Source organism: Vibrio sp. ArtGut-C1 (assembly GCF_002105475.1).
GTDB classification, from domain to species: domain Bacteria; phylum Pseudomonadota; class Gammaproteobacteria; order Enterobacterales; family Vibrionaceae; genus Vibrio; species Vibrio diabolicus.
In genome coordinates this window covers 57,451-76,053 of the sequence record NZ_NCTH01000019.1, presented here as the reverse complement: position 1 = coordinate 76,053, position 18,603 = coordinate 57,451, and the positions used below count along the sequence as shown (strand labels likewise).

17 protein-coding genes are annotated in these 18,603 nt (G+C 44.8%); 6 read left to right on the top strand and 11 right to left on the bottom strand.

Translation table 11 applies throughout. The annotated features are described in order from the left end of the window. Window positions 1-143: 143 nt before the first annotated feature. The 3 genes from B7360_RS16100 (at window position 144) to B7360_RS16090 (ending at window position 3,119) form a co-directional block, all read left to right on the top strand. Window positions 144-1,814 (top strand): sensor histidine kinase, encoded by a 1,671-nt coding sequence (locus B7360_RS16100; RefSeq protein ID WP_046873944.1) that lies wholly within the window; start codon window positions 144-146, stop codon window positions 1,812-1,814. Window positions 1,815-1,845: 31 nt separating this feature from the next. Continuing rightward, window positions 1,846-2,574, top strand: a complete 729-nt coding sequence (btsR, locus tag B7360_RS16095; RefSeq protein WP_006743107.1) for a two-component system response regulator BtsR — start codon at window positions 1,846-1,848, stop codon at window positions 2,572-2,574. A 71-nt stretch (window positions 2,575-2,645) separates the two neighbouring features. Then, entirely contained in the window at window positions 2,646-3,119 is a 474-nt protein-coding gene (locus tag B7360_RS16090) for a low molecular weight phosphatase family protein (protein WP_054867285.1), read from the top strand. 46 nt (window positions 3,120-3,165) lie between these two features. Here B7360_RS16090 and ispH read toward each other — a convergent pair whose 3' ends face one another. The 6 genes from ispH to murJ form a co-directional block, all read right to left on the bottom strand. After that, window positions 3,166-4,131 (bottom strand): 4-hydroxy-3-methylbut-2-enyl diphosphate reductase, encoded by a 966-nt coding sequence (gene ispH, locus B7360_RS16085; RefSeq protein ID WP_047009110.1) that lies wholly within the window; start codon window positions 4,129-4,131, stop codon window positions 3,166-3,168. 23 nt (window positions 4,132-4,154) lie between these two features. After that, the gene (fkpB, locus tag B7360_RS16080) at window positions 4,155-4,586 is read right to left on the bottom strand and encodes an FKBP-type peptidyl-prolyl cis-trans isomerase (protein ID WP_012842130.1); all 432 of its coding nucleotides are present in this window, start codon (window positions 4,584-4,586) and stop codon (window positions 4,155-4,157) included. A gap of 156 nt (window positions 4,587-4,742) precedes the next feature. Further along, window positions 4,743-5,252, bottom strand: a complete 510-nt coding sequence (gene lspA, locus B7360_RS16075; RefSeq protein WP_005397302.1) for a signal peptidase II — start codon at window positions 5,250-5,252, stop codon at window positions 4,743-4,745. A gap of 73 nt (window positions 5,253-5,325) precedes the next feature. Further along, window positions 5,326-8,154: an isoleucine--tRNA ligase gene (gene ileS / locus B7360_RS16070; RefSeq protein WP_085343986.1), complete on the bottom strand. Its 2,829-nt coding sequence runs from the start codon at window positions 8,152-8,154 to the stop codon at window positions 5,326-5,328. Window positions 8,155-8,218: 64 nt separating this feature from the next. Further along, window positions 8,219-9,154: a bifunctional riboflavin kinase/FAD synthetase gene (gene ribF, locus B7360_RS16065; RefSeq protein ID WP_085343985.1), complete on the bottom strand. Its 936-nt coding sequence runs from the start codon at window positions 9,152-9,154 to the stop codon at window positions 8,219-8,221. 70 nt (window positions 9,155-9,224) lie between these two features. Beyond that, window positions 9,225-10,787 (bottom strand): murein biosynthesis integral membrane protein MurJ, encoded by a 1,563-nt coding sequence (gene murJ, locus B7360_RS16060; RefSeq protein ID WP_074192056.1) that lies wholly within the window; start codon window positions 10,785-10,787, stop codon window positions 9,225-9,227. 305 nt (window positions 10,788-11,092) lie between these two features. Between murJ and rpsT the strand changes: the two genes are divergently transcribed. After that, window positions 11,093-11,353, top strand: coding sequence for a 30S ribosomal protein S20 (rpsT, locus tag B7360_RS16055; RefSeq protein WP_005381938.1), 261 nt, complete (start codon window positions 11,093-11,095; stop codon window positions 11,351-11,353). A 306-nt stretch (window positions 11,354-11,659) separates the two neighbouring features. Here the strand turns inward: rpsT and B7360_RS16050 are convergent, their stop codons facing one another. Together B7360_RS16050 and nhaR are read right to left on the bottom strand one after the other, a co-directional pair. Beyond that, window positions 11,660-11,962, bottom strand: a complete 303-nt coding sequence (locus B7360_RS16050; RefSeq protein ID WP_005397309.1) for a metalloregulator ArsR/SmtB family transcription factor — start codon at window positions 11,960-11,962, stop codon at window positions 11,660-11,662. Between the two features lie 289 nt (window positions 11,963-12,251). Further along, on the bottom strand, window positions 12,252-13,142 hold the full coding sequence (gene nhaR / locus B7360_RS16045; RefSeq protein ID WP_005381942.1) for a transcriptional activator NhaR: 891 nt from the start codon (window positions 13,140-13,142) through the stop codon (window positions 12,252-12,254). Between the two features lie 386 nt (window positions 13,143-13,528). Here nhaR and B7360_RS16040 point away from each other — a divergent pair, with 386 nt between their 5' ends. Continuing rightward, window positions 13,529-14,674: a Na/Pi symporter gene (locus B7360_RS16040; RefSeq protein WP_031780616.1), complete on the top strand. Its 1,146-nt coding sequence runs from the start codon at window positions 13,529-13,531 to the stop codon at window positions 14,672-14,674. Between the two features lie 148 nt (window positions 14,675-14,822). After that, entirely contained in the window at window positions 14,823-15,965 is a 1,143-nt protein-coding gene (locus B7360_RS16035; RefSeq protein ID WP_085343984.1) for a flavohemoglobin expression-modulating QEGLA motif protein, read from the top strand. Window positions 15,966-16,036: 71 nt separating this feature from the next. On the opposite strand, the gene B7360_RS16030 is transcribed toward B7360_RS16035, so the two are convergent. From B7360_RS16030 to B7360_RS16020, 3 genes are all read right to left on the bottom strand, one after another. Then, window positions 16,037-16,888, bottom strand: coding sequence for a thymidylate synthase (locus tag B7360_RS16030; RefSeq protein ID WP_005381947.1), 852 nt, complete (start codon window positions 16,886-16,888; stop codon window positions 16,037-16,039). A 9-nt stretch (window positions 16,889-16,897) separates the two neighbouring features. Further along, on the bottom strand, window positions 16,898-17,719 hold the full coding sequence (lgt, locus tag B7360_RS16025) for a prolipoprotein diacylglyceryl transferase (RefSeq protein ID WP_005381948.1): 822 nt from the start codon (window positions 17,717-17,719) through the stop codon (window positions 16,898-16,900). An 87-nt stretch (window positions 17,720-17,806) separates the two neighbouring features. Then, complete coding sequence (locus B7360_RS16020) at window positions 17,807-18,598, bottom strand: sulfite exporter TauE/SafE family protein (protein ID WP_006743341.1); 792 nt, start codon at window positions 18,596-18,598, stop codon at window positions 17,807-17,809. Between the last annotated feature and the right edge of the window lie 5 nt (window positions 18,599-18,603).

Below are 18,603 nucleotides of genomic sequence, written 5' to 3'. Positions count from 1 at the left end.
TTTTTGTTTTATACCCAAGTCACTTTAAGATTCAGAAAGCACAGCGCAGCATCATTTACTTAGCTGTTCTTATCTCTCTGAGCCAAGCATCTTAAGGTTACTTAGGTATACAATAACAACATTGATTCTAGGTTAGGTTCACTATGGAACTGGTCATCTCCCTTTTACAACAGATGTGTGTGTACTTAGTTTTGGCTTACATGCTAAGTAAAACGCCAATCATCTTACCTTTGCTGAGTATTTCTTCGCGCTTAAGCCACCGCCTAATTTGTTACGTACTTTTCTCTGGCTTTTGTATTCTCGGCACCTATTTCGGTCTGCATATCAACGACGCTATTGCCAATACTCGAGCGATCGGCGCGGTCATGGGCGGGCTGTTTGGTGGACCTGTTGTAGGTTTCGCCGTCGGATTTACTGGTGGCATCCATCGATACTCTCTTGGTGGCTTTACTGACCTCGCCTGCGCAATTTCAACCACCGCCGAGGGTGTAATTGGTGGCTTGCTCCACGTTTATCTTATCAAGCGAAATAAAGGCGCATTGCTGTTTAATCCAAGCGTTGTATTCAGCGTCACGTTTGTTGCAGAAGTGGTGCAAATGATTTTGCTGCTCGCCGTCGCGAAACCTTTTGATCAAGCCTATGAACTGGTGTCCGCCATTGCAGCACCTATGATCATCGCAAACTCATTTGGTGCGGCGTTGTTCATGAGTATCCTGCAAGACAGAAAAGCGATCTTTGAAAAGTTTTCTGCGACGTTTTCGCGTCGAGCACTCACCATTGCTGATCGCTCAGTGGGAATTCTAAGCAACGGCTTCAACACCGAAAACGCAGAGAAAATAGCACGTATTATTTACGAAGAAACAAAAGTGGGCGCTGTCGCGATTACCGACCAAGAAAAAATCTTAGCGTTTGTGGGCATTGGCGATGATCACCATAAACCGAACACGCCGATTTCATCGCAAAGCACATTAGACTCCATGGAGAAAAACGACATCATTTATCTTGATGGCGCAGAACGTCCATACCAATGTTCCATCGCAAAAGACTGCAAACTTGGCTCCGCGCTGATCATCCCACTACGTGCGGGAAAAGAGGTCATTGGTACCATAAAGCTGTATGAACCGAAGCGTAAATTGTTCTCCACGGCCAACATGTCAATGGCGGAAGGGATAGCTCAGCTTCTCTCTAGCCAAATCCTGTATGGCGATTACCAACAACAACAAGCCTTACTCGCTCAAGCAGAAATCAAACTGCTTCACGCTCAGGTGAATCCACACTTTTTGTTTAATGCACTCAATACTATTAGTGCGATTACTCGTCGTGATCCTGACAAAGCGCGCGAGCTAATCCAAAATTTATCGCACTTCTTCCGCAGCAATTTAAAGCAGAACATTAATACCGTGACGCTAAAGGAAGAGCTTGCACATGTGAACTCGTACTTGAGCATCGAAAAAGCTCGTTTTACGGACCGCTTAGAGGTTGAAATCGATATTCAACCTGAATTGCTGGACATCAAATTGCCAAGCTTTACACTCCAGCCTTTGGTTGAGAATGCCATTAAACACGGCATTTCAAACATGCTTGAAGGTGGTAAAGTTCATATATACAGTGAAGCACACCCACAAGGTCATTTGATTACTGTCGAAGACAATGCAGGCAGTTTTGAACCGCCAAAAGAAAACCACTCCGGGCTAGGTTTAGAAATTGTCGACAAACGTCTCACTAATCAATTTGGGCGTGATGCATCGCTAAAAATTACGTGCGAGCCACATCAATTTACTAAAATGAGCTTTATCATTCCCCCAAAATCATAAAAGCACGCTGAAGCAATAAAGGTAATGTTGGATGTTAACCGCACTCGTCATTGATGATGAACAGTTTGCTCGTGAAGAGCTGACAGAGTTATTGGATGAAACAGGCCAAGTTGAAGTAGTGGGCAATGCCTCAAACGCGATCCTTGGTCTAAAAAAAATCAACGAGCTCAAACCTGATGTGGTGTTTCTCGATATCCAAATGCCTCAAGTCACTGGGATTGAACTACTTGGAATGCTTGATCCAGAAACCATGCCTTATGTGGTTTTTGTCACTGCTTACGACCAGTATGCAATTCAAGCATTTGAAGACAACGCCTTTGATTACTTGCTCAAACCTGTCGACCCATGCCGTTTAACCAAAACGGTCAAACGGCTAAATAAAGTCATTAGTCAATCCGCCCTAACTCAACAGCTGTCTGCTATTACGCCCGATACTTTAGATCAGATTCCGTGCATCGGGCACAACCGTATCGTCATCATGGCCACCGACACGGTAGAATGTGCATACAGTGACATCAGCGGCGTGCATGTACGTTCCACCAGCCAAGCCGCGAGCACTCAACTAACATTAAAAACGCTAGAAGAGAAAACCCCACTGGTACGCTGTCATCGCCAATACTTAGTCAGCATTAAGGCCATCAGCGAAATCAAATTACTGGAAAACGGATTAGCAGAAATCATCACCAAAACTGGCTTTGAGATACCAGTAAGCCGCCGCTACCTTAAAGTGCTCAAAGAGATGCTGGGCATTAGCCACTAACACAAAAAGTTCACACATCACCGCTGAGTTTCCGCTAGCGTATAAATAAGACGCTCCGAAAAGACGAGGCGATGATGTATAAAGTTTTGTTCATATGTAAGCACAATGCTGGACGAAGTGTGCTCGCTGAGTCGATCGCAACCCATATCCTGCCAGCAGAGTTTAGTGTCGCCAGCGGTGGCTCTCATCCCACAGGCAAAGTTCACCCGGTGGTGCAAAAATATTTAGATGACCACCAACTTCCCATTCCACATATCCACACACATTCATGGGAGGAGCGAACTCAGTTTCTTCCTGACATCGTTATTATTCTCTGTGACTCTTTACATCAAGAGGCAGCTCCTCAATGGCTTGCGGGGGGCGTTCGAGTAAACTGGCAAGTCGATGCCTTTCCGACTGAAGGTTCTGATGAAGAGGTGTACGCACATTGCGAAAGGGTTGCTCAGTCGCTTGAGCGAAGAATCACGAAGATGTCCGATATGATTATCGATGGTTTAGGAAAAGACCAAATTCGTGATTACCTAAATGAACTGAGAGAGATGTAAAAAAGGCGACCCACTGGTCGCCTTTTGAATATTCGATAAATGGAGATTAATCCACTTGCTTGATTTGCAGTTCTTTGGGTACTTCAAAGAACATATTCTCTTCACGACCAAGTACTTCATCGACCGCTTCGGCACCGACGAGTTCTTTGATTCGCTCTAGAATCTGATTAACGAGCTCTTCCGGAGCAGATGCCCCCGCAGTCACGCCGACCTTTGTTTTGCCTTCGAACCATTCAGGTTTGATATCTTCCGGACAGTCGGTTAAGTAGCCAGGTGTCCCTAGCTTTTCAGCTAGCTCTTTAAGGCGTGTAGAGTTTGATGAGTTTTTAGAACCCACAACAACCATCACATCTACGTCACCCGCTAATTCACGTACGGCATCTTGGCGATTTTGTGTCGCGTAACAGATATCGTCTTTACGAGGTCCTTGGATATCTGGGAAGACGCGGCGTAGTTCTTCGATAACATCGGCAGTTTCATCTACAGAAAGTGTCGTTTGGCTTACGTAATGAAGATCAGATGGATCTTTCACGATCGACTTCAGTTTCTCAACATCGGCCGGGGTTTCAACCAAGTACATACCACCGGTTTCACTCGCGTACTGCCCCATTGTGCCTTCGACTTCAGGGTGACCTGCGTGACCAATCAGAACCACTTCCATATTGCGGCGGCTTGCTCGCGCTACTTCCATATGCACTTTGGTTACCAACGGGCAAGTCGCGTCAAATACCGTCAAATCTCGCTGCTTGGCTTCCTGACGAACCGCCTGCGATACACCATGAGCAGAAAAAATCACAATGTTGTTGTCTGGCACTTCATGCAGCTCTTCAACGAAGACAGCGCCACGTTGTTTTAGCCCTTCAACCACAAAACGGTTATGCACCACCTCATGACGAACATAAATCGGTGGCTGATACATCTCTAGCGCACGCTCTACGATGCTAATCGCACGGTCTACACCAGCACAAAAGCCGCGTGGGTTAGCTAATAGGATTTTCATTTCATTGCTCATGGAAATTATCTTTATTGGGTTCGCTATTCTACTGACAAAATTTCAACTTCGAAAGTCACGTCTTGTCCCGCTAGAGGATGGTTGAAGTCCACAGTGACTGAATCGCCAGCAATCTCTGTAATAATGCCCGGGATTTCCATGCCATCAGGACCACTGAACGCCATGATTGTACCCACTTCTACTTCTGCATCACCTACAAACTTAGTGCGATCCATATGGTGTACATGGTCTGGGTTTGGCATGCCAAACGCGTCTTCTGCTTTTAGCTCAATCGCTTTTTGTGCGCCTGTTTCGAGGCCTATCAAGCACTGCTCAAAGTTTTCACTCAAGCTGCCATCACCCATAACAAATTTCGCTGGTTTACCCATGTTATGAGTACTATCCGCAACCGATCCGTCTTTCATTTTAATCGTAAAGTGAAGGGTTACTACAGATTCATTGGTTATTGTTGTCACGTTACTGCTTCCTTGTTCTTGGGTTATTACGCTGTCAGCTTGGTCTTTTTATACATTGATATGCTGATTGGCGCTCCAACATAATAAAAAGCGTCGCTCGAATCAACGGGCGACGCTTAGGGTTATTCAACTTTTCGCAATATACACTGCCACTACTTAGGCTTTCGCCTCGTCTTTCTTTCGAAAACCGTCAAGAATAATCATCGCGGCACCAATACAGATCGCCATGTCTGCAAGGTTGAACGCTGGCCAGTGATAATTACCCCAGAAAAAGTCCAAATAATCCACGACAAACCCATGTATTACTCGGTCGAATACGTTACCTACTGCGCCACCAATAATCATGGCATAAGCAATATTATTCCATTTCTCTTTCGCTGGTAGTTTACTCATCCAGTAAGTCAAAAGACCCGTAACGATAAAAGCAATACCTGTAAATAACCAACGTTGCCAGCCCGCTTGATCACTCAAAAAGCTAAAAGCAGCACCATAGTTATGCACGTACAAAAGATTAAAGAATGGCAAAATTTCTATGCGGTTTGCCCAGCCATATCCCATGTTGTTCATTACAACATACTTAATGCCAATATCAGCTAAAAAGATAACCACCGCTAACCATAACCAGCGAATACCAGATTGCTTTAAAGACAGTGCTTTTTCACTCATTACTTTACCTACAAACAGCCCCAGTAAATACTGGGGCTGTGAATTTTAAAAAAAGTTCAGTCGTTCTAGGCAATTACGCGAATTTACGTACTTCACCTTCGCCTTCTACGTTAGATACACAACGACCACAGATTTTCTCGTGACCTTCAATTGTGCCTACGTCTGGCGTGTGGTGCCAACAACGATCACACTTCTCGCCTTCAGCTGCTGCTACTTCAACAAACAAGCCTTCGATATCCGTGGCTTGTGCTGCATCAGTCTTCTCACCTAGAGGCTTAACTTTCGCCGCAGAGGTTAGTAGAACAAAGCGCAGTTCATCTTCAAGTTTGTTGATCTTCGCCGCTAAAGCGTCATCAGCAAATAGAGTCACTTCAGCTTGTAGTGCACCACCGATGGTTTTCTCTTTACGCGCATCTTCTAGAAGTTTGTTTACTGCACCACGAACCGCTTGGATCTCAGCCCAGAATTCATTGTTCAGCTCTTCACCTTCAGCAAGGCCGAATAGACCGTCGAACCACTCACCAGTGAATACGAACTTGTCGCGCTCGCCTGGCATTTCGTTCCAGATTTCATCTGCAGTGAACGACATGATTGGCGCCATCCAACGAACTAGCGCTTCTACGATGTAGTAAAGTGCAGTCTGACAGCTACGTTGAGCGTTGCCGCCACGTTTTGCTGTGTACTGACGGTCTTTAATTACGTCTAGGTAGAAAGAGCCCATTTCGATCGAACAGAATTGCATTAGACGCTGAGTCACACCGTGTGTGTTGTACTCTTCGTATGCTTTAACAATCTCTTCTTGTGCTGCTAGCGCACGACCAACTGCCCAGCGATCTAGCGCAACCATCTCTTCAACAGGAACGATGTCTGTTTCAGGGTTGAAGCCGCTTAGGTTAGCAAGGAAGAAACGCGCTGTGTTACGGATACGACGGTAAGCATCTGCGCTACGTTTTAGGATTTCATCCGAAACCGCAACTTCACCAGTGTAGTCTGTTGAAGCAACCCATAGACGAAGAATGTCAGCACCTAGCTTGTTAGTTACGTCTTTTGGCGCAACCACGTTACCGATAGATTTAGACATCTTACGACCCTGACCATCAACCACGAAACCGTGTGTCAGTACTTGTTTGTAAGGCGCTTCGTCTTTCATCGCGATAGATGAAATTAGAGAAGACTGGAACCAACCACGGTGTTGGTCAGAACCTTCTAGGTATAGGTCTGCACTGTTGCCGTTGTACTCTTCACGAGCATCAACAACGGAGAAGTGAGTGACACCTGAATCGAACCATACGTCTAGCGTATCGAGTACTTTTTCGTATTGGTCAGCGTCAGCACCGAGTAGTTCAGCGGCATCTACATCCCACCATGCTTGGATGCCTTTCTCTTCAACCAGCTTAGCGACTTTCTCGATCAGCTCTAGCGTGTTTGGATGAAGTTCTGCTGTTTCTTTATGAACAAACAGAGCAATTGGCACACCCCAAGTACGTTGACGAGAGATACACCACTCAGGGCGACCTTCGATCATACCTTCGATGCGGCTTTGACCCCACTCAGGCATCCACTCTACATTCTTGATTGACTCTAATGCTTTAGCACGTAGGCCAGCTTGGTCCATAGAAACGAACCATTGAGGTGTAGCACGGAAGATGATTGGAGTCTTATGACGCCAACAGTGTGGGTAGCTGTGCTCGTAAGCGTGGTGGTGTAGTAGTGCACCTTTTTCTTTTAGTACTTCTACTACTGCATCGTTCGCTTTAAATACGTGCTGACCAGCAAATAGCTCTGTATCTGGTAGGTAAACACCGTTTGAGCCAACTGGGTTTGCTACTTCTAGGTTGTACTTGTTACCAACCGCGAAGTCTTCTTGACCGTGACCAGGAGCAGTGTGAACAACACCAGTACCTGAATCAGTCGTAACGTGATCACCAAGGATCGCCGGTACAGTGAAATCGTAGAATGGGTGTTGGAATTGAGAAAGCTCTAGGTCCGCACCTTTAGCAAAGCCAAGGTTGTGGAAGTGCTCGATACCCGCACGGTCCATTACGTCTTTCGCTAGCTCAGCAGCAACGATGATACGCTCAGCGTTGTCGCCTTCTGTTTGGATAAGCACGTACTCTAGATCATCACGTAGACATACTGCGCGGTTTGCTGGCAGTGTCCAAGGTGTTGTTGTCCAGATAACGATAGACACGTCACCGTGGCCTTCATGACCTTCAGTCAGCTCAAACTTAGACAACAGTGCCGCTTCGTCAGCCGCTTTAAAACGAACGTCGATAGATGGCGATACTTTATCTTTGTATTCTACTTCCGCTTCAGCAAGAGCAGAACCACAGTCTGTACACCAGTGAACAGGTTTGAAACCTTTTAGCAGGTGACCATTGCTTGCGATCTTACCAAGAGCACGAATAATGTTCGCTTCAGTTGCGAAATCCATAGTGCGGTATGGCTTGTCCCACTCACCCATGATACCAAGGCGTTTGAAGCTCTCTTTCTGACCTTCAACCTGACCTGCTGCGTATTCACGACATTTCTCGCGGAATTCTGCTGCCGTCACTTTTTGGCCTGGCTTGCCTACTTTTTTCTCTACCATTAATTCAATAGGTAGACCGTGGCAATCCCAGCCAGGAATGTAAGGTGCGTCAAAACCTGAAAGTGTTTTGGATTTAATAATAATGTCTTTAAGAATCTTGTTTAGTGCGTGACCAATATGAATGTCACCATTTGCGTAAGGAGGGCCATCGTGCAATACGAATGACTTTTTGCCTTTCTTAGCTTTACGGATTTCACCGTAAAGATCTTCTTTGTACCAACGCTTAAGCATTTCTGGCTCACGATTGGCCAGATTGCCGCGCATTGGAAACCCTGTTTCAGGTAAGTTCAGGGTATCTTTATACTCACTCATCGATTCTTAATTCCGTTATATTGGGCGAAAATTAGACATTATGTTGAACGGTGGAATAAACCGCTCAACGCTTAAGCCGACGCAGCCACACCCTTGCTGCTTCAGCATCCAATTCGATTTGTTGTTTAAGTGCTTCAAACGACTCAAACTTTTGCTCATCTCGAAGTTTATGCAAAAGTTCCACTTCTAGTTGCTTGCCATATAAATTGGCATGAAAGTCGAATAAGTGTACTTCTAACTGCTGGCGAACGCCATTGACAGTCGGTCTTTGACCAATATTAGCGACACCACCAATTGGCTTATTTCCTAAGCCAAGCGCTTGAACAACATAGACTCCGGAGACCGGAGAAACACAGCGTTTCAAAGGAATATTCGCAGTAGGAAAACCTATCGTTCTTCCCAGCTTTCTTCCGTGAGAAACACGACCGCTGATGCTGTAGTTTCTTCCCAGCATCTGTTGCGCGGAATGCAAATCGTCACGCGCCAGTGCTTGACGGATAGCCGTACTGCTGACACGTAATTGTTGTAAACAAAAGCTCTGGGTACTCACGACATCAAAACCGTACTTTTCCCCCGCTTCCTGCAGCATTGCAAAGTTACCTGTACGGCCTTTGCCAAAGCAGAAATCATCACCAACGACAAGAAACTTAACACCCAAACGCTCGACCAACAAGTCACGGATAAATTCTTCCGCGGTTAAACTTGCAAAATGACGATTGAAATTGACGCAGAGCAAGCGATCAATATCGAGCTTACTCAATTGCACGAACTTATCGCGTAATCGCGTCAACCGTGCAGGTGCCTTATCTTTGGCAAACAGCTCCATCGGCTGAGGTTCAAAGGTCATCACAACAGAAGGCAATGATAGCCTGTCCGCTTGCTCAGACACTTGCTGCAATACTTGTTGATGGCCTTTATGGACACCATCGAAATTGCCAATAGTCAGCACGCAACCATGATGTCGCGGGGTGATATTGTGAATGCCTCTAATCAGTTCCATTGGATACTGCTTTCTGCCTCTGTTTTTACTTTACACTGTGTGAAACTGACGGATTATATACTAATCACCCTTAGTCTGTCCCAGCTTTTAGGTCTTTTAAGCGTGCACCAGTTAAAAATAGAACCACTAGGTAAACCACGGCTCCTAGAGCGATCAACATTCCTAGTACACCGCTGCGGTGAGCAAAGCTCCAATCGAGCCACACTGACATGTCTTCCAATTGCCATAAGATCGCAGCCACCATCGCCGCACCTGCAATAACCAAACGTATAATAAAGAAGACGGTTCGTTTGGTGATTTGGTATACCCCTGCGATATGTAGACCACGATACAGCAATGCCATATTCACAAACGCCGAAAGTGCCGTCGCGATAGCCAAACCAACGTAACCATAAAAGTACGCAAAAATTGCGTTAAATACCATGTTGGTCACCATCGCAATGATGCCGTACTTTACTGGCGTTTTAGTATCTTGACGCGAGTAATAACCTGGCGCGAGCACCTTAATCAGCATGAAGTTCAACAAACCTGAAGCGTAGGCAAAAAGCGACAATGATGCTTGATGTACGTCTTGAGGAGAAAATTCACCTCGCATAAACAGAACCATCAGCATAGGTTTTGCCAGTACCATCAGACCAAGCATTGCAGGAAGGCCAAGCAAGATCACCATGCGCACCCCCCAATCCATGGTTTGCGCGAAGCCTTCACTTTGTGCGTCAACGTGCTTACGTGAAAGCGCGGGTAAAATCACAGTCGCAATCGCAATACCAAACAAGCCTAAAGGAAATTCCAATAAACGGTCTGAGTAATACAGCCAGCTGATCGAACCGGTTTGCAAAAAACTGGCGATGAACGTATCAAACAACAGGTTAATCTGACTGACCGATACGCCAAATAAAGCGGGGATCATCAAAGTACGGATTTTCACTACACCCGGATCGCGCCAGCCCCATTTTGGCTTAACCATGACGCCTGCTTTAATAAGGAAGGGAATTTGGAATAAGAACTGGACCAAACCACCTAAGAAAACACCAATAGAAAGCCCTATTTCTGGCATTTCCATTTGCGGCGAGATAAACCACGCCGCCAAAATAATCATCACATTGAGGAAAACAGGGGTAAAGGAGGAGACCGCAAATTTACCTAATGTATTGAGGATAGCGCCCGATAGAGCGACAAAGGTAATGAACCATAAATAGGGAAAGGTGATTTTGAGCATCACGCTAGCAAGCTCAAACTTTGCTGCAGCCGGGCCACCATGCATCCAGTCAAGGAACCAACCAAAACCAAACACTGCAGTGACCACGCCGGAGCCTAGGACACCTAAAATGGTAACAATCGAGACTATCACCCCTAACGTACCCGCCGCTCTAGCAATCAGTTCCCGAGTTTTGTCCATGTCACCTTGAGCATGACTTTCCGTTAAAACAGGTACAAACGCTTGGGAAAAAGCTCCTTCAGCAAACAAACGTCGTAAAAAGTTAGGGATTTTATTGGCGAAGAAAAAGACGTCTGCGCTTGCTCCTGCCCCCATTAAATTTGCCACTACAACATCACGAACTAGGCCAAGAACGCGGGAAATAAATGTCATAGCACTGACGATCATGCCAGACTTGAGTAGTCGTTTACTCACTGTAACCTCGGAATATCACCATAAGACAGCTAACCCTATACTGTTTCTCTGACAGGTGCTGTAAATAGACGTCAAAAATCTATCCGCGGGTTGTAAGGAATAAGTGTGCCTTTCGCGGATAATTATTAGCATTGGTATAAAAATGCTGTTAGAATCCCCGCCATCTTAACCGCGATAACCTCTCTTACCAAAATTTGTTTTGGCTTAGATCGGTTTTTGCACAAATCATTTGACATTTAAGCGCAAATGAGGGATATTCCTCGCCCTTAAATTGTCACAGAACTAAGTTTTTGGGAGTTAGACCCTTGGCAAATAGTAAATCTGCTAAGAAGCGCGCTATCCAAGCTGAGAAACGTCGTCAGCACAATGCTAGCCGTCGCTCAATGATGCGTACTTACATGAAGAAAACTGTTGCTGCTATCGAAGCAGGCGACAAAGAAGCTGCAACTGCTGCATTCGCTGTAGTTACACCTATCCTAGACCGCATGGCAACTAAAGGCCTTATTCACAAGAATAAAGCAGCTCGCCATAAGTCTCGTTTCGCTGCACAAATCAAAGCTCTTTAATAGAGTCCTGATTTTACAGTGAAGAAAAAACCGACCTTGTGTCGGTTTTTTTATATCTACAAAATTTTCTTAATAAAAAAGCTGGCAATGCCAGCTTTTCTTTTTTCTGCACGCCTATTCAAAGGCATCAGCTTATTTACCTTATAAAGCTCAAACTGGAAAGCACCAATAAAACACTTGAGAACAAAGCAAATTGGTCGATGCGCAACAACTCTACCATCAAAAGTTTAACGCCACTCTCAAATATTCCAACGAGTTAGATTCACAGCCTAAAATGAACGATATATTAGGTATATGTAATTAACGCTAAGCGCTTTCAGCGCAATAAAGACTATGCAGTGTTTTTATTAACGCTTTCACTTCATCACTCTTCAATGTGTAGTACACGGTTTGTGCTTCTTTCCTTGTCGTGACTAGCTCATCACGGCGAAGCCAAGCAAGATGCTGAGATAATGCCGACTGGCTTAGCTCTAACTTTGCACACAGCTCTCCCACGGACAGCTCTTGGTTATGCAGCATACAAAGGATTTGTAGGCGTCTCTCGTTTGCCATCGCTTTGAGCAACACGACGGCTTTTGCGGAGTTCTGCTCCATTTCTTGTAGATTCATGTGTTGGACCTCTAGCTACAACTTACTTATTCCAACCCTGGCCAGCTTGTTGTGTTGCACTGATTTATATATCTAAGAAAATCAAGATACACTTCCAGAGTCTTCATTATTAGAACCTCTAATTTAGTTGTTAGTGATACACCAATATTATCCACCAAAGTGAAGAATTGATGCGCCATCAATAATTAATAGTTTTGCTCACTAAAACAAGTATCTTGAGTTACTTAGGTATTATTTAGAATTATATTTTTATTGATAGTAATCTATTTATTTGCGCAACGATACGGGTTTACTCAAACATTTGACTGAAATCAGCATCACAAACATTTTTTACCGCTGGGTGTTGGATCATTCGTTCCGCAAAAATCACGTAGTACTCTTCTTTTAACCCATCGACATGACCAATTAGCTGTAGATTTCGGTCGTCCTCAATCTCCGACATGTATACGGTCGGCGCTAAGAAAATCACATCATCGTGATACCGTGCGAAAGCCTTCATCAACGCAACATCATCAAATTCTCCCAACACATTAGGCTGAAGACCTTGACGATCAAACCACTGAATAACCTTACGCCCCATTGCTGTTCGGCTTGCAGGAATCAAAAGCTTTTTCTGTTCCAGAATCTCAGGGAAACGCACATTTTCAATTTCAGAAGAGGCGAAAAAGCTCATACTGCTCTCACCTAGCTTTTTGCTATAAAGGCCAGGGCTTTGAGTTGAGTCAACGGGACAATCCGAGAGGATCATATCCAGCTTGTGCTGAGACAGTCGTTCAAGTAGCAATTCGTGGGTTGACTCATAACAGCGTAAATGAATACTGTTATCTTCCGGGACAGTCGTCATTAGTACTTTACTGACCAAGCGTTTAGATAACGCATCGGCTACGCCAACTTCAAACAGAATGTTCGAGTGCTGGCTGTAATTGACGATATCTAACATCTCATAACTCAAACCAAACATTCGGTCGGCGTACTTAAAAACAAGTTGCCCTAACTCAGTTGGCTCAACTGTACGACCATTTCGTTTGGTTAACTTTCCTTTCATGCGTTCTTCAAGCGCTTTAATCTGCCCTGTCACGGTTTGCGGTGTCAGGAAAAGCGCATCGGCCGCTTTAGTTACAGAGCCCTGTTTGCACACCATCCAGAAATAATATAGATGGTTGTAGTTTAGATGTGACATGATCAAGTCCCGAAAAGAAAGTGATGCTTTTTATACCAAATGTGACAGAGACAAACAATAAACTCGACAAAACCATACAATACATTACAAAAACATAAGTTTTACCGAATATATAAAATTAACACTGTCATAAAATTTGAACTGAGGCGCATTTTCTTTCTAAAGAAAACGCAATAACCACACAAAACGAAAGCCAAATTTATTCATTAAATTCAAACAGTTAAAAACCTTCACTTTTCCCTAATCACACCACTATCAAAAAGAACAATAAAAATTACTCACAGCAAGAAATCTGTAATATTACTGAAATATTTGTTCTCTAACATCGCCCGCAGTTTCAACTACAGACCGAAAAATGAACTGAAAGGTCAACGGAGAAAATTATGATGAACCAAGCTACTTCAACAGTGGCGCCAATTTCGAGCACTGCTCGTTGGTTACGCTGGGCTAACTTGGCATTCATGTTGTATCTGCTTCTTCTAGCAGTATCTATGGTTGGTAGTGGCTTCAAATGGGCAACTGGCGATCAAGCTAAGGTGCTATTTGAGTTTGCCGCTCACCCTGTTGCAGGTCTAATGATCGGCTTGGTGGCAACAGCCTTAATTCAGTCCTCAAGTACTGTAACGTCTATTATTGTAGGTTTGGTTGCAGGTGGCTTACCAGTAGAAACCGCGATTCCAATGGTGATGGGTGCCAATATTGGTACCACAGTGACCAATACGCTTGTTTCTCTTGGTCACGTACGTTGTAAAGAAGAGTTCAAACGTGCATTTGCAAGCGCAACTATTCACGACTTCTTCAACTTACTTGCTGTTGCTATTTTCCTTCCGTTGGAAATGATGTTCGGCATTTTAGAGAAAGTTTCTCATTGGCTTGTTTCTCCACTACTTGCTACTGGCGATATGAGCATTAAAGGCTTCAACTTCATTAAGCCAATAACAAAACCAGTTGTGGGTGCAATCAAAGAGCCACTTTCAACATTCGGTGATACTGTTGGTGGCATCATGCTTATCGTTTTGGGTATTGCGACAATCTTCGTTGCAATTACGGTAATGGGTAAGCTAATGAAGAGCCTAATGGTTGGCCGCGCACGTGAAATTTTGAAAAACGCGATTGGTCGTGGTCCTATTCACGGTATTGTATCGGGTTCAATCGTGACTGTGTTGGTACAATCTTCATCAACAACAACTAGCTTGATGGTTCCACTTGTGGGTACAGGCGTTCTTAAAGTTCGTGATATTTACCCATTCACGCTAGGTGCAAACATTGGTACTTGTATTACGGCGCTACTAGCAGCAACAGCCGTATCGGGTGAGTTTGCGGTATTCGCGCTTCAAATCGCTCTGGTACACCTAGTATTTAATATCATGGCAACGCTGTTTATCTTTGGTATTCCGTTCCTACGTGAAATTCCAGTGAAAGGCGCTGAGATGATTTCTGAAATGGCTATCAAGAACAAAGCTGTTGTCGGTGGCTACCTAATGTCTGTATTCGTTATTTTACCAGGCGCGATCTTAGCCCTAACGACATAACAATAACTTACATACCATCGCTTATTGTTTAGGCTCCACATTGTGGGGCCTTTTTTGCGTTAATGACGCTGTTCAAATTCGTTGTCTGGTGATAATTTGAGCCATACCAGCATACTTATGCTGGGCTACCTCATTTGGAGTCGACAACATGACGCAGCTTAATGGCACTATTTCTGATCAGCTACTCGCAATAGACGAAAACCTAACTCAACTGGTTGCTGATATTGATATCCTCAGTAGCGTGAATCCTCTCAATTATGCTCAGGAAAGAGAGCGCTTTATTAAGAACAAATACTCTCAAGAGCCTAACTTCCAATACTCAACTACCAATCTAGATACTCACAGCGCAAAGCGACGTCTGTATGAACTGCCTTTAGAAAATATTCAAGACACCCAATTACAAAAGCTGTACGCGGATGTGATTCAGTCTTACGCAGATAAATTGGATCAAGTGAATACTATCGGTACAAAAGAGTTTCTTTATAACTCCTTGCGCTATTACGGAGAGCCGAGCGCCAAAGATATTGCCAACGCCCATTTCATTTTACACCTTCCCACGGAAGAAGAGAGCAAACCGCAGCATGATAGCCGTGCGATAGCACACTTCATGCAAAACTTTGCTCAACGTAATGGATACGAGTGTGAAATACAGGTGTTGGATGGGATGTTAGCAAACGCACTCGTTTCGGGGTCTCGAGTCAAAATTAACCACGCAGCATACATCACGACCGATGAGTTAGAGGCTCTCGCACATCATGAAATGGGTGTACACCTTCTTACTACGCTTAATGGTCGTCAACAACCGCTAAAGGTCCTGAGCTTAGGGTGCCCAGCCAATACCAACACCCAAGAAGGGCTGGCTATATTGTGTGAATATCTGTCAGGACATTTCAGTATCAAACGCCTAAGAACATTAGCCTTACGAGTCCTGGCGGTAGAGTCGATGATCAAGGATCGCGATTTCCGCCATACGTTCATGCTATTAAAAGAACAGTATAAAACGTCTGACCTTCAAGCATTTACAACGACTGCTCGTGTGTATCGAGGAGGCGGTTTGACGAAGGATTACTTGTACCTCAGGGGGTTCCGAGAGGTGCTCAATGCCTACGATAAACTGGGCGATGACTTTTCATTGTTGCTATGTGGAAAAACAGAACTGAAGTATTTTGAGCTTATCCGCTCATTAGTGAGCAAGCAAATATTCACCCAACCCAAGTTTATTAGCCCGGCGCTGTCTGCACCGAAGCAGACCAACCCTATTCACCGCTATATTGTCAGTGCACTCAAGTAATACCTTCAAAGTACGAAAAAGCAAAAAAGCTCCATTCGGAGCTTTTTTCATATCTTGAAGAACAACACTGGTTACACTGAGAATGGGTAACGAATAGGGTCGTGATGCTCGTATCCTTCAACCCAAAAGTCATCCAGTGTGACCCATGTTTCCAGATCTTCTAGAGATTTAATCTCTGGATTGATGTGGAACGTCGGCGCTTTTAATGGTTCACGTTTCAACTGAACATCACGCATCAGTTCAAGCTGATCTTCATAAATGTGCGCATTCACAATCTTATGAAATGCCTGACCAGGTTTCTTGCCCGTGATTTGCGCCATGATCGCCAAGAACACGTAAACTTGAACCATATTGAAGTTTAAGCCAAGCGGTACATCACACGAACGCTGAGTACTATTCAGGTAAAGCGTATCATCCAGCAATGAAAAATGGTGACTGTACATACAAGGACGCAAGCACCCCATGTGGAACTCACCCGGGTTGTAGAAGTTCAAGATTTCACCGCGGTCATCAACACCACGCGTTAAGTCATCCACTATCTTACGTAGCTGGTCAACATGACCACCATCAGGTTTCGCCCAGGCGCGCCCTTGAACCCCATAGACACGGCCCATGTCGTCTTCGCCTTTACGGTATGGGTTATTCAACCAGGCATCATTTAGGTTGGCATTGGCATCCCAGGTTTTCGTGCCCAGCTTACGAAAATCTTCCGCATTATCGTAACCACGAATGTACCCTAGTAGCTCTGCAACGGCTGCTTTCCAAAAACTTTTACGTGTGGTGACCAACGGAAATTGATTGTTCGCAACATCGTAGGTTAAATCCGCGTTGATTACGGTCAGGCAGCGCTTGCCTGTACGCTCATTTTCAACCCAAACACCTTGGTCAACGATGCGTTGACACAAATCTAAATACTGTTTCACACCAATACCTTACTTCGTCTTTTGTGGTAACTCGTCTTTGTAATGACCACGTTTGTATGCCCAAACCATCATTAGGACACCGATAACCACCATTGGCAGGGATAGAATCTGTCCCATGGAAATAAAGCCACCGAATAAACCCAAATGAGCGTCTGGTTCGCGCACGTACTCAACTAGGAAGCGGAATGTACCATATCCAGCTAAAAATAGCCCTGAAACAGAACCTAGAGGACGAGGTTTCTTGATGAACCAATTCAAGATGAAGAAAAGTACGATACCTTCAAGCGCCATTTCATAAAGCTGCGATGGATGACGTGGCAGTGGACCGCCATTTGGGAAAACGATCGCCCAAGGTACATCTGTTACTCGGCCCCACAATTCGCTGTTCATGAAGTTACCTAAACGCCCCATACCCAAACCAAATGGCACAAGCGGCGCGATAAAGTCGGCAACACCGAAGAACGTTCGCCCGTTTTTGTGTGCATACCAGAACATCGCGGTAATCACACCCAGTAAGCCACCGTGGAAAGACATACCACCGGTCCACACTTTAAACAGATACAAAGGGTCAGCCAGGAAAAGCTCAAAATTGTAGAAAAGCACGTAGCCAACACGGCCACCAATCACCACGCCAAGGAAGCCTGCGAACAACAAATCAGAAACCTGTTCTCGTGTCCAACCACTTCCCGGCTTATCCGCACGTCGGTTCGCCAACCATAGGGCGAACATAAAGCCCACAAGGTACATCAAACCGTACCAACGAACCGAAACAGGACCAATAGAGATTAAAACCGGATCAATATTGGGAAATTCAATATATCCCTGAGACATAAATCATTCTCTTCTTATCACAACAAAATAAATATACCCAAGTAACCTCTAGATGCTTGGTTCAGCGAGAATGACTTGGGTACAAACTTAGAGCAGCATGGTCGCTGCTACAAACATTAAGAACACCGCGAATATCTTTTTTAATACCGCAGTTGGAAGGTTAGTTGCCAGCTTCGCACCCACTTTTGTTGTGAGCATCGAGGCCATGGCAATAGCTAATAATGCGGGAAGATAAACATAGCCAATACTGTATGAAGGTAAGCCTTCCACTTTATAGCCATGTAAGATGAAACCGATCATACCAGAAATAGCAATCACGCAACCACAAACGGAAGATGAACCTACCGCTTTACGCATTTCTATCCCGTGTTTATTTAAAAATGGGACCGATAGTGAACCACCACCAATACCTGCAAGGCTTGATACAACGCCAATCCCCGTGCCATACGCAACGGTCACCGGGCTGCTCGGCATAGGTTTACTGCTCGTAACTTTAATGGAACGGAACATTTGTACTGACAGGCAAAGAACAATGACACCAAATACTTTCGGCAAGTAGTGCGTAGGGATCCACTCAGCAATATTGGCACCGACAAAACCACCTATAACCACACCTGGCATCAACCATTTTACGACGAACATATCGACATTGCCGAGCTTAAGGTGATTCATCGCCGATGAGCCAGACGTGACAATAATACTCGCTAACGAAGTGGCTAGGGCCATGTGCATACTCATTTCTGGAGAGATTCCAGCAAGAGGAAGCAAATACAACAAGGCAGGAACAACAATCAAACCACCACCGATACCGAGTAACCCCGCCATCACACCCACAAAAGCGCCTAGCGCCAACAATAACAAAAATAAAGAGACGGTCACGATTT

Bases quoted from the DNA above. Each gene is read 5' to 3' on its own strand.
- B7360_RS16100 (WP_046873944.1), top strand. From the start codon at position 144: ATGGAACTGGTCATCTCCCTTTTACAACAGATGTGTGTGTACTTAGTT.
- btsR (WP_006743107.1), top strand. From the start codon at position 1,846: ATGTTAACCGCACTCGTCATTGATGATGAACAGTTTGCTCGTGAAGAG.
- B7360_RS16090 (WP_054867285.1), top strand. From the start codon at position 2,646: ATGATGTATAAAGTTTTGTTCATATGTAAGCACAATGCTGGACGAAGT.
- ispH (WP_047009110.1), bottom strand. From the start codon at position 4,131: ATGAGCAATGAAATGAAAATCCTATTAGCTAACCCACGCGGCTTTTGT.
- lspA (WP_005397302.1), bottom strand. From the start codon at position 5,252: ATGAGTGAAAAAGCACTGTCTTTAAAGCAATCTGGTATTCGCTGGTTA.
- ileS (WP_085343986.1), bottom strand. From the start codon at position 8,154: ATGAGTGAGTATAAAGATACCCTGAACTTACCTGAAACAGGGTTTCCA.
- ribF (WP_085343985.1), bottom strand. From the start codon at position 9,154: ATGGAACTGATTAGAGGCATTCACAATATCACCCCGCGACATCATGGT.
- B7360_RS16050 (WP_005397309.1), bottom strand. From the start codon at position 11,962: ATGAATCTACAAGAAATGGAGCAGAACTCCGCAAAAGCCGTCGTGTTG.
- nhaR (WP_005381942.1), bottom strand. From the start codon at position 13,142: ATGTCACATCTAAACTACAACCATCTATATTATTTCTGGATGGTGTGC.
- B7360_RS16040 (WP_031780616.1), top strand. From the start codon at position 13,529: ATGAACCAAGCTACTTCAACAGTGGCGCCAATTTCGAGCACTGCTCGT.
- B7360_RS16035 (WP_085343984.1), top strand. From the start codon at position 14,823: ATGACGCAGCTTAATGGCACTATTTCTGATCAGCTACTCGCAATAGAC.
- lgt (WP_005381948.1), bottom strand. From the start codon at position 17,719: ATGTCTCAGGGATATATTGAATTTCCCAATATTGATCCGGTTTTAATC.